At 39.5% G+C, this 13863-nt stretch carries 13 protein-coding genes; 3 read left to right on the forward strand and 10 right to left on the reverse strand.

Going from position 1 to position 13863, the window contains the following annotated elements; genetic code table 11:
• Window positions 1-4: 4 nt before the first annotated feature.
• Window positions 5-1093, reverse strand: coding sequence for a fatty acid desaturase (locus tag CH352_RS13480; protein ID WP_100707769.1), 1089 nt, complete (start codon window positions 1091-1093; stop codon window positions 5-7).
• 175 nt (window positions 1094-1268) lie between these two features.
• On the opposite strand from CH352_RS13480, the gene pyrE reads away from it, so the two are divergent.
• Window positions 1269-1826 (forward strand): orotate phosphoribosyltransferase, encoded by a 558-nt coding sequence (pyrE, locus tag CH352_RS13485; RefSeq protein WP_100707768.1) that lies wholly within the window; start codon window positions 1269-1271, stop codon window positions 1824-1826.
• Complete coding sequence (locus CH352_RS13490; protein ID WP_100707767.1) at window positions 1826-2536, forward strand: hypothetical protein; 711 nt, start codon at window positions 1826-1828, stop codon at window positions 2534-2536. Before pyrE ends, CH352_RS13490 begins: the two co-directional genes overlap by 1 nt.
• On the opposite strand, the gene CH352_RS13495 is transcribed toward CH352_RS13490, so the two are convergent.
• The 6 genes from CH352_RS13495 to CH352_RS13520 all read right to left on the reverse strand — a co-directional run bounded on the left by CH352_RS13495 (window position 2533) and on the right by CH352_RS13520 (window position 9888).
• Window positions 2533-3483, reverse strand: a complete 951-nt coding sequence (locus tag CH352_RS13495) for a hypothetical protein (protein WP_100707766.1) — start codon at window positions 3481-3483, stop codon at window positions 2533-2535. The genes CH352_RS13490 and CH352_RS13495 overlap by 4 nt on opposite strands.
• A 49-nt stretch (window positions 3484-3532) precedes the next feature.
• Entirely contained in the window at window positions 3533-6040 is a 2508-nt protein-coding gene (locus CH352_RS13500) for an FtsX-like permease family protein (protein WP_100707765.1), read from the reverse strand.
• Complete coding sequence (locus CH352_RS13505) at window positions 6037-6744, reverse strand: ABC transporter ATP-binding protein (protein ID WP_100707764.1); 708 nt, start codon at window positions 6742-6744, stop codon at window positions 6037-6039. Before CH352_RS13505 ends, CH352_RS13500 begins: the two co-directional genes overlap by 4 nt.
• A 171-nt stretch (window positions 6745-6915) precedes the next feature.
• The gene (locus CH352_RS13510; RefSeq protein WP_100707763.1) at window positions 6916-8037 is read right to left on the reverse strand and encodes a SpoIID/LytB domain-containing protein; all 1122 of its coding nucleotides are present in this window, start codon (window positions 8035-8037) and stop codon (window positions 6916-6918) included.
• 60 nt (window positions 8038-8097) lie between these two features.
• Window positions 8098-9441 (reverse strand): class I SAM-dependent RNA methyltransferase, encoded by a 1344-nt coding sequence (locus CH352_RS13515; protein WP_100707762.1) that lies wholly within the window; start codon window positions 9439-9441, stop codon window positions 8098-8100.
• A gap of 3 nt (window positions 9442-9444) precedes the next feature.
• The gene (locus tag CH352_RS13520) at window positions 9445-9888 is read right to left on the reverse strand and encodes a hypothetical protein (protein ID WP_100707761.1); all 444 of its coding nucleotides are present in this window, start codon (window positions 9886-9888) and stop codon (window positions 9445-9447) included.
• Between CH352_RS13520 and CH352_RS13525 the strand changes: the two genes are divergently transcribed.
• The gene (locus CH352_RS13525; protein WP_100707760.1) at window positions 9887-10426 is read left to right on the forward strand and encodes a hypothetical protein; all 540 of its coding nucleotides are present in this window, start codon (window positions 9887-9889) and stop codon (window positions 10424-10426) included. The two genes, CH352_RS13520 and CH352_RS13525, sit on opposite strands and share 2 nt — an antisense overlap.
• Here CH352_RS13525 and CH352_RS13530 read toward each other — a convergent pair.
• The 3 genes from CH352_RS13530 to CH352_RS13540 form a co-directional block, all read right to left on the reverse strand.
• Window positions 10423-11298, reverse strand: coding sequence for an alpha/beta hydrolase (locus CH352_RS13530; protein WP_100707759.1), 876 nt, complete (start codon window positions 11296-11298; stop codon window positions 10423-10425). The two genes, CH352_RS13525 and CH352_RS13530, sit on opposite strands and share 4 nt — an antisense overlap.
• A complete protein-coding gene (locus CH352_RS13535) occupies window positions 11264-13189 on the reverse strand; it encodes an Lnb N-terminal periplasmic domain-containing protein (RefSeq protein ID WP_243396408.1) in 1926 nt (641 codons plus the stop codon). The genes CH352_RS13530 and CH352_RS13535 overlap by 35 nt, the downstream gene beginning before the upstream one ends.
• 189 nt (window positions 13190-13378) lie before the next feature.
• Window positions 13379-13858 (reverse strand): DUF3015 family protein, encoded by a 480-nt coding sequence (locus tag CH352_RS13540; protein WP_100707757.1) that lies wholly within the window; start codon window positions 13856-13858, stop codon window positions 13379-13381.
• Window positions 13859-13863 lie beyond the last annotated feature (5 nt).

Here is a 13863-nt window from a genome sequence, read left to right on the forward strand (position 1 = left end):
AATATCAGACCGGCGCTAGATCTCCGGAAACGAATCTTTTCCAAGTGTTTAATGCCACTTTGTATTCGGACTCGGCTTCTTTGACGGCCTTTTTGCCTGCTTCTTCTTTCACAGATTTCAAATTGATCATTCTGGCTTGGCTTTCCTGAACGGAATTACGCAGAGCCTCTAATCTTTCTTCGAATCCTTGGTTTAATGTTTGAGATTTGGCTTCTAGTTTGTCACGTAAAGCTTTCTCTTCCATCACCATTTTTTTACGCAGGATCTGTTCTTCAGAGATAGTCTTTCTATCGCTTGCTAAACCAAAGAATGCGAAAGTATTGATCAACCATTTAGTCGGATCGTAATCGAACCAACGAATACCGTTTCTGTAATCAGCTTGGAACTCGTGGTGGAAGTTATGATATCCTTCTCCAAAAGTGAATAATGCGATAAGCCAATTGTCTTTAGCGGTATGTTTATCGGAGAAGGGTTGATCTCCTTTATAGTGAGCCAAAGAATTGATGAAGAATGTCATATGGTGGTTAACGGCAATTCTTAAAGAACCTGCTAATAGTAACCCACCTAACGCATCTCCCCAAAGAGCACAAAGAAGAGTAGGGAATAGAAATCCCATGAAGATTGCGATCGGATAATAATGATCGTCTTGGAATTTTACCCATTTGTCTTCGTAAAGATCGTTCACATTAACAGGAGTTCTGTGGTCCCTATTCTCGAATAACCAAAGAATATGAGCATACCAGAATCCTTTTGTGATCGCATAAGGATCTTCTTCCTTATCTACGAATCTGTGGTGAATTCTATGATCGGAACTCCATTCGATCACTGATTGTTGGAACGCAGCCGCTCCGAAGAGAAGATAAAAAAGTTTTACCGGCAAAGAAGCTTTGTAAGCTCTATGCGAAAACAAACGGTGGTATCCCCCGGTGATCGCAAGTCCGGTAGCTGCGGTCATAAATAGATACACAAGCCATGTGTTTAATGGAATGCCTCTGGTAAATAATAAGGCACCCGTCCCAATGACCCCGATGATCGGAGTCGCTATTAAGAAGATTGTGGTCTTCAACGCGTATTTCTTTTTCGTTTGTTCCATGTCGGCTTTCCCGTCTTGGTTTTTATGATAAGAGCGAAATCGGGGACCCAGGTTGCGAAAAAATCCAAAAATTTAGAATTTTTCCGTATAGCCACAATAAAGCTCAAAAATCTGTTTTTTCCTGAGGAGTTCCTACTATTATGGAGTTCCGGGCAATGCCCGAGGGAGATCCGCTTTGAGGGAAGAATTGTTTCAACTTATTCAAACCCACGCCTATCGTTTCCGAGAGGAACCGTTTACCCTGGCCAGTGGTAGAAAATCCAGACACTATTTTAATTGTAAGGAAATCACTCTCCATCCTCAAAGATTAGAATTACTTTGTAAGTATATTGTGGAAAAACATCTCCCGGAATCCGGTCTGGACGAGGAAGAAGCCTTCGGTGGTCTTACAATGGGAGCGGATCCTATCTGTTTCGGGATTGCTTTAGAATATCGCAAACAATCTAAGAACGTCTTTCCATTGATCGTAAGAAAACAAGCCAAGGACCATGGAACCAAAAATCTGGTAGAAGGCGGAGTAAACGCGGTTAAATCCTGTGTGGTAGTGGATGATGTGCTCACAACGGGAGGTTCTACCCTGCAAGCTATCAAAAGTTTGAGAGATGCCGGATTAGAAGTAAAGGCGTGTATCTGTATTTTGGACAGAGAAGAAGGCGGAAGAAAAGCGATAGAAGAAGAAGGGATCAAGGTTTTCCCTTTGTTTAAAAAATCCGAATTCGGAAATTTAGACTAATGTCCGTATTCAAATACGATTCTCCCGTTTTTAAGAAAAAACTACTGATCCGCACAGGACTTGTGCTTTCGGTTTTTGTAATATTCATTGGAGTTAGTTTTGTCCAGGTAGAATTGGATAAAAGATCCGCATTTCTTTCCATGTATCTACTCTTGAGCGGGGTTCTGATCCTTCTTCTTTTGAAAAATTATAGAAGACAGTTGAAAGTATTGGAAGGTGCAAAAGTAGAATTGGACTCTTCTTCCTTAAAACAATGGAACGCAAAAGGCCAATGTATGGAGTTCGAATTTCGAGATCTGGAAAGTATCGAGAAAGATAGATTTCGCGGTTACGAAAGGATTTTACTCATCTCCAAACAAGGGACTTATATCCCTATATTAAATATAGAAAATATGGATCAGTTCTTAAGTGAATTGGAGAAGAAGTCCGGCAAAAAGGCGAAAGTTTTTGAAGAAGATACTAAGGTTTTGAGTTGGAAATCTTTAATTGCGTTCTTACCTTCTATCGGAGCGGCAATTGCTTTCGGCAGCGGATATTGGAAAGAAAAACAAGACGCTCTATTTATAGTTTTTGTAGCAAATGCACTTTTGTTCCTGATCTATTTTCCTAAGGATAGAATGGACACTGGATATTCTGCAAGAAGACGATATATCTTTATCTTAGTAGTATTGTTGCTAGTTTTTATCGCTCGATATTTCGAGTGGGTTTAATTTTGGATAGATCCTGAATTGGTGATACCTTTCAGGATATTCATTTTTTTCTGAGCGAGTCTTCTAAGTTCAGTCATCTCTTCCGTAAAATTTTGTAAGATTGGATCCAGATGTACATGGTTCTCCATTGTCTGGACACTATCTCTCACATATTTTAGATCATCAAAGCTTACTAATTTTCCGCCTAAGATCAGTTTGCGCACCGTATCGAATTCGTATTTTCTCAAATGGATACGAACTAAAAATTCCACGGAAAATTTAGAAGTAAGTCTGGACCAAGGGCTTTTCGGATTAAAAGCAACCTCGTTAGATGCAACTGCGTCAGCCGCTCTTTTAAAACCTAAAGGAGAACCGCCACCCCCGCCCAAAGAAGTGATCTCATAATCCGGAATATCTCTCGCGACTGCAACAGGAGCCCCACTTCTTTCCAATAATTCGGATAATAAATTCCTGCGTCTATTGTCGTCGTAGTCGTTAGGAGCGGCGGTAAGAACCCTTTGGTATTCTTCCAACATCACTGCAATATTGATATATCTTCCCAAAGGGGTATTATTATGCTCTTTGATCTTAGGAAATAATTCTCTAGTGATCTGGAAGGGAGATTTTCTTTTATAATAAGTGGCCTCATAGGCCTTCTCCAATTTTTTCTCCGCGAAACCTTTCAGTTCGGTTACGATCTTTAGATCCGCATAGATATAAGCATCCACTCCCTGGTCTTGGTCCCTCGCGTTCTTGGATTGTTCCGGAAGAACGATCTTGATGATGAAAATATATCTAGCTTCCCGGAGCATTTCCAGGACCTGGCGGATTTCATGTGCATCTCTGGAAAAAAATGCGATCATATCTTTCAAAAAAGAATCGGAGGAAGGGATACGATTGTCTTCTTGCTCGTTGATCTTTTTGATCTCTTCGGCAAGTTCCAGAGCGATTTCCAGCTGAGTAGCCATTGAAGGAATAACTTACTTCCGGGCTAGTTAGGAATCAAGATAGTTTTCCTCATTCCGGACTGAGCTGGAAGCTCATTTTTCTCAATAAACGCAGAGGATAAATTGCGGAAATCCAACCTAAGATCGGTGCAAAAATTAGGATAAGGATCGGGGTTTCTGGCAAGAAGGAGAAGGTTAGGGTCCAGCCGAACGCGTTCTTATTCACTACGTAAAGAATGATTGGAGACATGATGAGAGAGGAAATAATCCCGAAGAACGCTCCGAATCCTGTCAGATAAACCGACTCGGTTTTGAGGATAATTCCAAGCTGGCCCTGAGAAGCTCCCAAATATTTTAGAAGACCCAAGATCCTACGTTTATCATACAATGTATGGACTAACGAAGAAAGTAGAGAAATGACTGAGATCAAAATTGCAGTCGCCTTGAGAGAATCTAAAACTCTGAATACTTTATTGATCTCATATAAATAAATTTCTCTCAGTTGCGCCGAATCGAGTAAGATCAAATCTTTATATTCAGCATTAGATTTTAGAAAATCCATAATTTTCTTTTTGGAATATTCAATACCCGAGGCATCGGAATATTCCTTTTTTAAGAAAAGTTTAATAGAGTTTATGGTCTTAAATTCGAAGTTTTTTTCATAAGAACGGATATCCATCATCACCGTTCCTTTTTCCGAGAAGAAATGTTCTTTGATCCCTTTGATATGAAAATTCTTTTTACCGAAAGGAGTTTGGGAAACCAATACATCTCCCACTTTCAGATTTTTCAAATGGGCCATATTGGAAGAAATTAAAACATCCGTTTCTTCTTTTACTTCATTCTCTATTCTTTCGGGTTTGTCCTGATATACCGAAAAATCGTAAGCGTGAATGATAAAATTTCCTTTATCCGTTTCAAAAGAAGTATTCACTAAAAATCCGTCCAGATAAGAACTTACGCCTAATTCTCTGATCTTTTCCGGAAGATCTTTAGGAACTCCACCATGTATACCTGAATGAAAGAATCGATCATTGATGATCGTAAAATCGGAAGGATATTCCGAATCCACCCAATCGTTTAGAGATTTTTTATAACTGTCCGTCAGAATGGTGAGGCATAAAACCAAAGACACCGCAAGCATCACGGTTGCTGCCGTCAAAGTATTCCTTCCTGGATTTTCTTTTAATTCTTCCAAACCTATTCTGAAAAAAGGAAAACTTTTATCACTTCTGTCTAAAATTTTAGAAACAGCCGAACTGAATAAGGAAAGTAAATAAGGAAAAGCGAATGTGATCCCAATCGTTACACCGCCAACACCAAGTAAACCTGGTAGAGGAAGTTTCCAAGGAGAAGGAAGATTAGAAATTCCTAAAGAGGCGAAAAATATGATCCCACCATAGATCGCCAGTCTTGAATTCGGGATCTGTCTTTTTTCTTTCTGAGAATCTCTCAGGATAGAAAGGGGAGGGACCTTTCCTGCTCGGATCGCAGGATATACGGAGGAAATAACTGAACCCAGGATCCCAAGGCCCGCAGCAAGACCTAAGTCAAAAAGAGAAATAGAACTATAAGTTGATAATAGATTTTTATCTACGAGTCCGGATTCAGGGCGGAAAAAATCCAAATTGGAAAAGAATATACCGAATATGATCCCTAAAACTGTACCAATACTTCCTAACAGAACTGATTGGCTTAAAAAAAGAAAAATAGAAGATTTTACATCCAATCCTAACGTTCTTAAGATTCCCAATTCTCTTTCTCTACTTAAATACAAGCCGGTCATAGTATTAGAAACCATAAAGAATGCGATCAGAAGTGAGATGAAAGAAATGATAAGAAGATTTAATTGAAAAGAACGAAGAGCGTTTGCGGATTTTTCCTGGATCTCTTCTGAAGTTTCAATTTTGACGTTAGCACCTAAGATCTTTTGTAAATTTTCTTTTGTTTGAGAAAGATCAGGATTCGAAGATTTTAAAAGAAGATAATCTGCTCCGCTTATATCGGAGAATTTTTCTTGTATCAAAGAAATATCTTCTATGATCAAAAAACCACCTTCCATATCCACCGGGATATAATCTTTAAACTCCCAGTTTTTTCCGTTTAGCAACAGTGTGAATGGAGCACCTCTGAATTTTTCCGCTAATGACTTGGATACATATGTTTTTTCTAATGGACCGGATGTGTCTGAATCTATGTCTTCTTTTAAAGGGATCCCCAGATATTCTTTGGTTAGATCCATTCCCATATAGAGAACCCTGAGGTTGTCCGATGAAATCCCTTCTTGTTGGATCCTGGGTCTGACTGCGGAAATATCCCTAAGATCCGGATGGGAATGTATCTCGGAAAGAATTTGCCAATCCAAACTTTGTCCGGGTCTACTCGGAGAAACTTTTAAATTAAAATCTCCCTTTAAGTATCCCATAGAAAAATCGATAAGTGATCTTTCCGCCTTGTGTGCATTACTAGTAGTGGAGAGAAATAGACCTACACCCAAGGAAATTCCTAAAAGTGCGAATATGAATCTGGGAAGATGTGTCTTAAAATATTCGTATAAGAATAAAAAGTATAAATTCATACAAGACCCAAGGCAGGATTTTGTTCCGGCAAGATCAATCCGTCCTTCATCTTGAGTCGGATCTTTCCTTTTTCTCCGATCTCTCTATCGTGAGTTACAATGAACAAAGAAAATTTTTCCTTCTCTTGCAGCTCTAATAGAAGTTCTAAAATTTTATGAGCGTGGTAAGTATCTAAATTCCCTGTAGGCTCATCCGCCAAAACAATGCTCGGGCGTTTTGCGAGTGCTCTTGCGATCGCTACCCTCTGTTGTTCTCCACCGGAAAGTTCGTCCGGTTTATGTTTGAATCTATGGGTAAGATCCACTTTCTCCAATGCTTCTTTTGCGATCTCTCTTGCTTTGGATTTTCCCAAGCCTGAGATATAAAGAGGTAAAGCCACATTTTCCAATGCGCTTAAATAAGGAAGAAGGTGAAAGAATTGAAAAATGATCCCGGTTTCGTTCCTGCGATATTCTGTAAGTTCTTGTTCCGTAAAGTTACTTAGATTTTTACCGCCGATCCAAACTTCTCCGGAATCTGCTTGGTCAATCCCAGAGAGAATATTCAAAAATGTGGATTTACCGGAACCGGATGGGCCCATCAACGTTAAGAAAGTATCGGCAACATCTAGGTTGATCCCTTTTAGGACCGGGACGTTTTGTTTTCCGTTTATATAGGACTTGGTTAAATTTCGGATTAGGATCTTGTTTGTCGGATTCGACATGATCCTATTTTGCATCCTCTAGGAGATCACGCAAGGAAAAGAAGTATGATTTTCACACAGAGCTCACAGAGAACACGGAGATATAATTAGATAATATAATAGTTTTATAGAGTAAAGATAAGTTTGGGAGCAAACAACTCTGCGATCTCGTGTTCTCTGTGCGAAAAAATATTAACGGGTAATCCTAGCGAATTCAATCCCTTGGTAATAATGACGAATGATCTCCGCATAAGTAAAATTCTGCTTCGCCATACCAAAACTTCCCCATTGGCTTAAGCCCACACCGTGACCTGCGCCCATACCCTTGATCAAAAATCCTTCACTTTCTCTTTTGATACCGAAACGAAGAGACTTCACGGAAGTTCCAAGTAAATTGCGGAATTCTTTTCCTTTAATTTTAGAAGTGCCTTGTTTACCGATCACTTCCAAAAGATCGACTCTACCGGAAGGAGTTCTAGAAAGCACTTGGACGGATTGAATAGAACCGACACCTAAGGAAGAAAGGGTCTGGTCCATTTTGTCTTGGTTTAAAATTTCTTTCCAAACGAAATTGTCGCCGGCCTCATCGAATCTGGAAGCAACAGATTCTAAATACGGAAGTCTTTTGCCTCCCCAAATTTGGTCCGGAGTTTCAGTTCTTCCTCCGCTATTGGAATGAAAGAACATATGAATCGGATCATCTTCATAAACTGCAAGAACTCCTTCCGTATCACGAACGGCTTGGGTAGTTCTTGGATTTTCTTTCGCCATACCTGAGTAAGCTTGTGAATTCACAGTGGATTCTACGTCGTAAGCGGTATCTTTTTTATTTAATATCTCTCTGATCGCATATGTTCTAGAACAGATCGCTTGCGCTTTTAAAGCTTCGGTTGGCCAACCTGCAGGAACTTCAGATGGAACGACAGAATATAAATATTCTTCTAGAGGAACTCTGTTAATGAGTAGAACGTTACCATTCTTATCTGGTTGGAGTAAAATTTCTCCTCTGAACTTTCTTCCTTTATATTCCAAACCGGGATTGTCCGCTACGAAACGGATGGGTGCTTTCAATTTTTTAGCGTCCAAAGAAACCGCATCGTAAGCACGTTTGATCAGAAGATCGTTCACATCGTATACGAAAATCACACCGTCTGCTTTGATCATCAGATCGGATTCAGCCTTTCCTAAAAAGACTCGGATCTTTTCGGAAGTTTTAAGAGCGTTCGGAGAATTCCAAGGACGAATGATGACTGTATTACAGCCCCAGACCGCCAAAATTAAGAATGATAAAATGATGATAGAAAGTCGTTTCATAGGCACCTGTCGGTTTCGTATACCTTTGGTACTTACTATCGAATGAAAATCGGATTCCCTTCAGCGATTTTTAGGGGAGAAGATGGATACTGCCTCCAAATGAGGAGTCTGAGGGAATGGATCGCAAAGTAGGAACTCCTCCATTTGGTAGGATTCTTCCAGAATGTGGGCGTCCCTCAGTAGATTTTCAGGATTACAGGAAATATAGATCAGCTGGGAAACAGGGTTAGAATTTAAGAAAGTACATAATTCAGGAGAAAGGCCGCTTCTGGGAGGATCCGCGATCACTACCGAATCCTTCCAAGGAAGATTTGCAGAGGACATTTTCTCCAGTCCTTTTTTGTGGAATAGATCGAACGCCAGGAATTCTATCTTTTTATCCGGGAAAATATCTTGTAGGAACTCCTCGCCAGCTGATACGGAAGAAGATACGATATCAATCCCCAAGATCCTAGAGAATTTTTCTCCGAATAGAATGGAAAAAAAACCGCTCCCGCAGAAAAGATCTGCAAGATTCTCTGCAGGTTTAATTTTAGATCTAATAAATTCTAAAATTTTAATAAACTCTTTTGGATTCGGTTGGAAGAATCCATCAAAAGGAATTTTGAATTTTTTGCCCCAGACCTCTTCTATTAGATAAACGTTTCCTCGGATCGCAATCGCTTCTCCCGATGCGGAAATTTCTCCCTTTTTGCGATTAAAACAGAATACTATGTTCTTGGCGCTTAGTAACTCTTTTGCTTTTTCTGCAACTTGACCCATCAGATCTTCGTTCTTGAAATCTTCCGTGAATGTAAGAATACTCATTGAGTCATCGTTAAACACTGATTTGCGAAGAGTCAGATATTTCAGATAACCGGTCTCTTTTTTGCGGTCATATTCCAATTCAGGAAAACATTCTAAAAGTTTTTGGAAAAGAGGCATTTCAGAATTTGCCCAATCTGTTTGGATGGAACAGTTTCCTATTGGCACAATCCTTCTGAAATTTCCGGACATTCTTAAACCAACGACCCGTCCTGGAAAAACGGCAAAGTCCATACGATTCCGGTAAGAGTAAGGAGACTCTGCTGGAGATAAGCCTTTGTTTATCGGATTAAAATTTTCTAATCCTTTTAAGATAGGCCCGGAAGTTAATTTGAATTGGTCAGGATAGGGTAGGTGTTGGCCTGAGCATCCACCACATTCTCCAAAACTTGGGCATCTGGGAGAAGAGGATCTTTGTTCTAAATGAGTAGGATTCCATTTATAGAAGACCTTTCTTTTTCCGAATTTGTATACATCGTATACGTCTCCAGGAAGAGAATAAGGGATTTCTATTTTTCTTTTTCCTAATGTACCTTCTCCTCTTAGGTTGGGTAGAAGGTTTTCAATTTCTAAAACTCCGAAAGGTTCCTGGTCAAACATGGATTAAGGACGAATGTCTATATTCTCCAGGCCTTGGTTGGTAAATATCTCTTCGTATTTGCTGATATAAGGAGCTTCTTTTTCGATCCTTTCTTCGATTGCCATAGAAGCCACGCCTGTTTCTCCATACTCTTGGAGGAAATCTCTTCTGGCCATTCTGTGGATCAGCTCGTCCCAGAATAATTCATTATCGTAATCTGAAATGATATCGAATATATCCGTTTGGTCTTCGAATTTGCGTGTAGGGAAATACACATTATCCGCGGCATCATAGTCCACGAATTCCTGCTTCCCAAAATCTTTTGCAAAGGAAAGTATGTATTGCTCGAGTTCGGCGTAGGAATTTAATTCCTCGTCACCTTCATTAAAAGCATTGATCATCCAACTGGAGATCGCGATGGATTTTAGTAAGGTTTCGTACTGCTCGGGTGTGAACTCAATTTTCATGAAAAATCCTCGAATTAAGGTCAATTTTAACCGGAGAGCCCAAGGAGCTACCAGATTTTTTCAGGACATTGTCCACTTTAGAACCTTCTTATTTAGTATTTTCCTGGTTTCAGGCTTGGTGTCTTGCGCGAGCACCCAAAGATTCGACCAACTAAGAAAAGTAAAAGAAGATAAGGCATTATTGTATGTGCTTAGACCACAAAGAGAGGCTCAGTCCTTATTTTCCTTCGCTGTAGAATTATATAAATATCCCGGATCTTTCAAAGAAGGGAATCGTACATTATTCCAAAACTTTGGATTGGATTCGGGAGAATATAAAATCTTGGAATTGGCTTCCGGATTTTATGCGCTGAAATGTAGAGATTTCGAAAAAGTATTTTTTGCGAAAGAAGGTAAGATCATTTTCTTATCGATCGAACTTTTTAATACTGGGACCTTCACTTTGCCTGATCTATTCATCCAAGAACCAAAACCCGAAGATGCTCTTAGATATTTATTAGAAGGTAAAAGAATGTATTGGACACCTTCTGAAAACTAAGGAGTCCAATGAGAGATTATCTCATCCAGAAATTTTAGGAAATTTCTGGCACCTTTGGATCTTCCCATTTCCATCCAGTCCACATGTCCTCCTCCTTTAACTTCCCAGAAAATTTTAGGATCTTTTGCTTTCTGAAAAAGTTCCATACCATTCGGATAGGAGACGATCTGGTCTTCTGTTCCATGAACTATTAAAAGTTTTACAGGAGAAATTTGATCCACTACTTCGCCGGGACTTAAATGATCTGAGAAAAAGAATCCAACTAACTGTCCTATCGGAAAGAAAAATACTTTCTCTGCCACTGTTTTCGCTACGTGAGAATAATACGCAAAAGTTCCATCTCCAACAACCAAGAGTAGTCCTTCTTTGTTTTGCATTTCTCCTACGGCTCTTATCGCGAGTGCTCCGCCCATACTTTGCCCGTAAACAATCCAAGGAATTCCCAGTTCTTTCGCTCTATTCTGCTGGAATTTTAGGACTTCTTTAGAATCTTCTAATATAGGTTCCTTCTCCGCTTCTCCTTCCGAATCTCCATAACCTCTATAATCCCAGATCACTAATTCGTAACCATTTTCGACCAGCCAAACAAGGGTGATATAATGGCTGGACATATTGTCCCCGTTCCCATGGAACTGAAGAATACTCGCCTTAGCTTTCACCTTAGAAGGCTTGAAGATCCAAAGCTTAATATTTGTACCGTCTTTCATTTGGAGGGAGATTTTTTCTGGCTGGAATCCCATTTTTTCAGGAGGAATATACATTTCTCTTGTTGGATGAAATAGCATGGAAGAGCAGTTTCCTAACATAAGAAAAAGAAAAATAGAATATAATATATATTTAAAATTGATATACGTAAGAGAAGCTGGCTTCATTATAATTCCTTTGGGCTTTTGCCTCTAATCTCAATTCGTGATTGGCATGGATCGCATAACGAAATCCTAATTGTGCCTTATAATCGTCCGGGATCCCATAGACTGAAAAAGTATAATAATGCAAAGATAGCACCGCTTTAAAAGAATCGAAATTGGCGATCCAATAAGCCGCGATCTGAGGAGCCACAACTGCATTCGTATCATATTTACCGTTATATCTTACTTTTGCTCCTGCCTGAGCGGAAAATAAAAAACGTTTCGGTCCATCTGAAAATTGGTCCTGAAAACTATAACCGAAAGTGGTTTCTACGTTTGCATTTGTGACTCTTTCATATTTTTCCGATTTAGAAACATCATCCAATCTATAAAGAGTATAAGATAGATCTTCAGGTCGGAGTAGGGCCTGCCATTCCAATAGTTTTCTGTCTTCTTTGTTCCCTTTTTTTTCATACACGGAAGAATCCGCTCCAGAATCCACAAAATAAGAAACGGAACGACCCAAAGAATTATAAGGAGTTAGGGAAAGCATTCGAATTATATGGAACTCTTCCAGATGTAGTTTTTTTGAATCTTGGTAATATCTTGCCTTGAGAGAAAAATAATCCACGGAGGAATTCGGAATATAACCCTGGTCCGTATTCAAAAGATCGTGAACCGCCGCCCTATAACCGAAGCCTATAAAATTTCCTAAGTTAGACGTTCCGACTTCGTTATACAATGCGGAACTGCCGTGGCCCACATGAGGACTTTGTGTAATCGGAGAATATCCGGAATCCTCATAGTCTGTCGGAAGTTTACTTCTGAACAAGAGTAATTGTTTGTAGGTCTGGTCCCATTCTTTAGGAGAATCACCTTCCGCTTTTTTATAACGAAATGAATCCAAGATAGTATCTGAAAGAAAAGACTTTCTGATCTTAGGATCAGGTTCTTTATTTGTCAAAAGAGAGATATTCCCATCCTTCATTACATTTTTATAAAGATCTATTTCATCCTCGTTCATCTTTCTGAGTTTTTGTATAATTTTACTATGTAGAGAAGGCCTATATTTGATATCCTTTACAAGACCAGCCTGTTCTATATATTTTTTAACAGTATCTCCAGGGATCACAAACGGAGCTTTGTTCCTGAGATGAAGACTAGGCCTTGCTACTTCTATCAAAGAAAATAGATGATAAGAACAATTCTCGTCTAGGAAATAATAATCGAACGTAGCGGTACCTAATTCCCAGAGATGTCTTGTCATTCTTCTGACTTCTTCCTCTTTTAGATCCAGTTCATATTCCCAAAGATCTCTACTTTCCATATCGTTATATTCTGCAATTTTAACATAATAAGGAAATAAGGAGAATGTTCCGGGATATCCGCCGAACAAGCCAAATATGGAATACACAATTGCATTCGTAGACTCAGGATCTGCGTTAGCCGCATAGTTTACGGAATATTCTAAAATTTCTTTTCGATTTGGATCTCCTGAGTCCAATTTTAAAAGAGTATGACCAAAGATAGAAGCAGGAGCATTCATATAATAAGAAGCGAATATGATCTTCGCACCCTTCGGGTCCAAAGTTGAGAACCATTTCTCGAATCTTGAACAATCTACTTTTGCAAAATCGGCATCCGGAATGGAAAGTTTTTCTTGGATCCATCTTTTTCTTTCCGGAAATTTACATGCAGGATGCATCCAATTTTTATCCTCGGGAGGAGGGGAGATGTCCGTCATAAAAGCTCCGATTGAGGAAAGAAGCTCTTCTTGCGGATTTTGTCTTCCTTCTCCGGAAAGAAAAAAAGAAGGAGAGTCCGCTTCGCTCACCCAGTTCCCGAATGTGGTCTTAGTATAATGTAATAGAAGGATCCAGTATCTATCTTCCCAAAGTTTTTTGGTCTCGGCCAACTTTTGGTATTCCTGGATCTTTTCCGTACTCGTTGCATAGGCAGAGCTAAAAGTCCCGAAGATAGAGAATAGAAAGAATATTATAAAAAAAGAATGGAGCCTAACTAGCACTTAAAGTTTTAGATTGGAGGAATATTCCCTTCTCCGAAAGGAGAAGGGAATTAACCTTAATTAAAAGGTGTATATCGATCAGATTTTGCAACTTCCGACTAAAGCGGAGTTGGTTGCTACTTCGAATCTCATTTTTTCCAAAAAGGAATCCGGAGTATTTTGGTCGAAAAGTGCGGAGAATTTTTCTTTTCCTACTTTTCCGAAAGTTCCCATATCGGAACAGCCCATCAAAGAAGCGAAAGCTTCCATTTTTTCACCGGAACCTTTAGCAAATTCTTGCTCCAAAGATTGGAAGTTCATGTGAACAAAGATCTGTTGCTCGACTTGTTTTTGGGTAAAACCGCTGGTTTCACATCCTAAAGTCCCTGTGGAAATCCCGAAAGTCTGGTTTCCAAGAGTTCCGTTTACGGTAGCCGCGATCACTTGGTGAACTTTTTTGTTCTCGGAGATCACGATGGAACCTAAACCACATCCTGCAGCGCCGTGTTTAGCGGAAGCTACGTAAAGTGGAGAAGCTACTAAAGCGAGAAATAGAGATACTGCTAATATTCTTTTCATGAGTT

Origin of the sequence: Leptospira hartskeerlii (assembly GCF_002811475.1) — a bacterium.
Lineage (GTDB): Bacteria > Spirochaetota > Leptospiria > Leptospirales > Leptospiraceae > Leptospira_B > Leptospira_B hartskeerlii.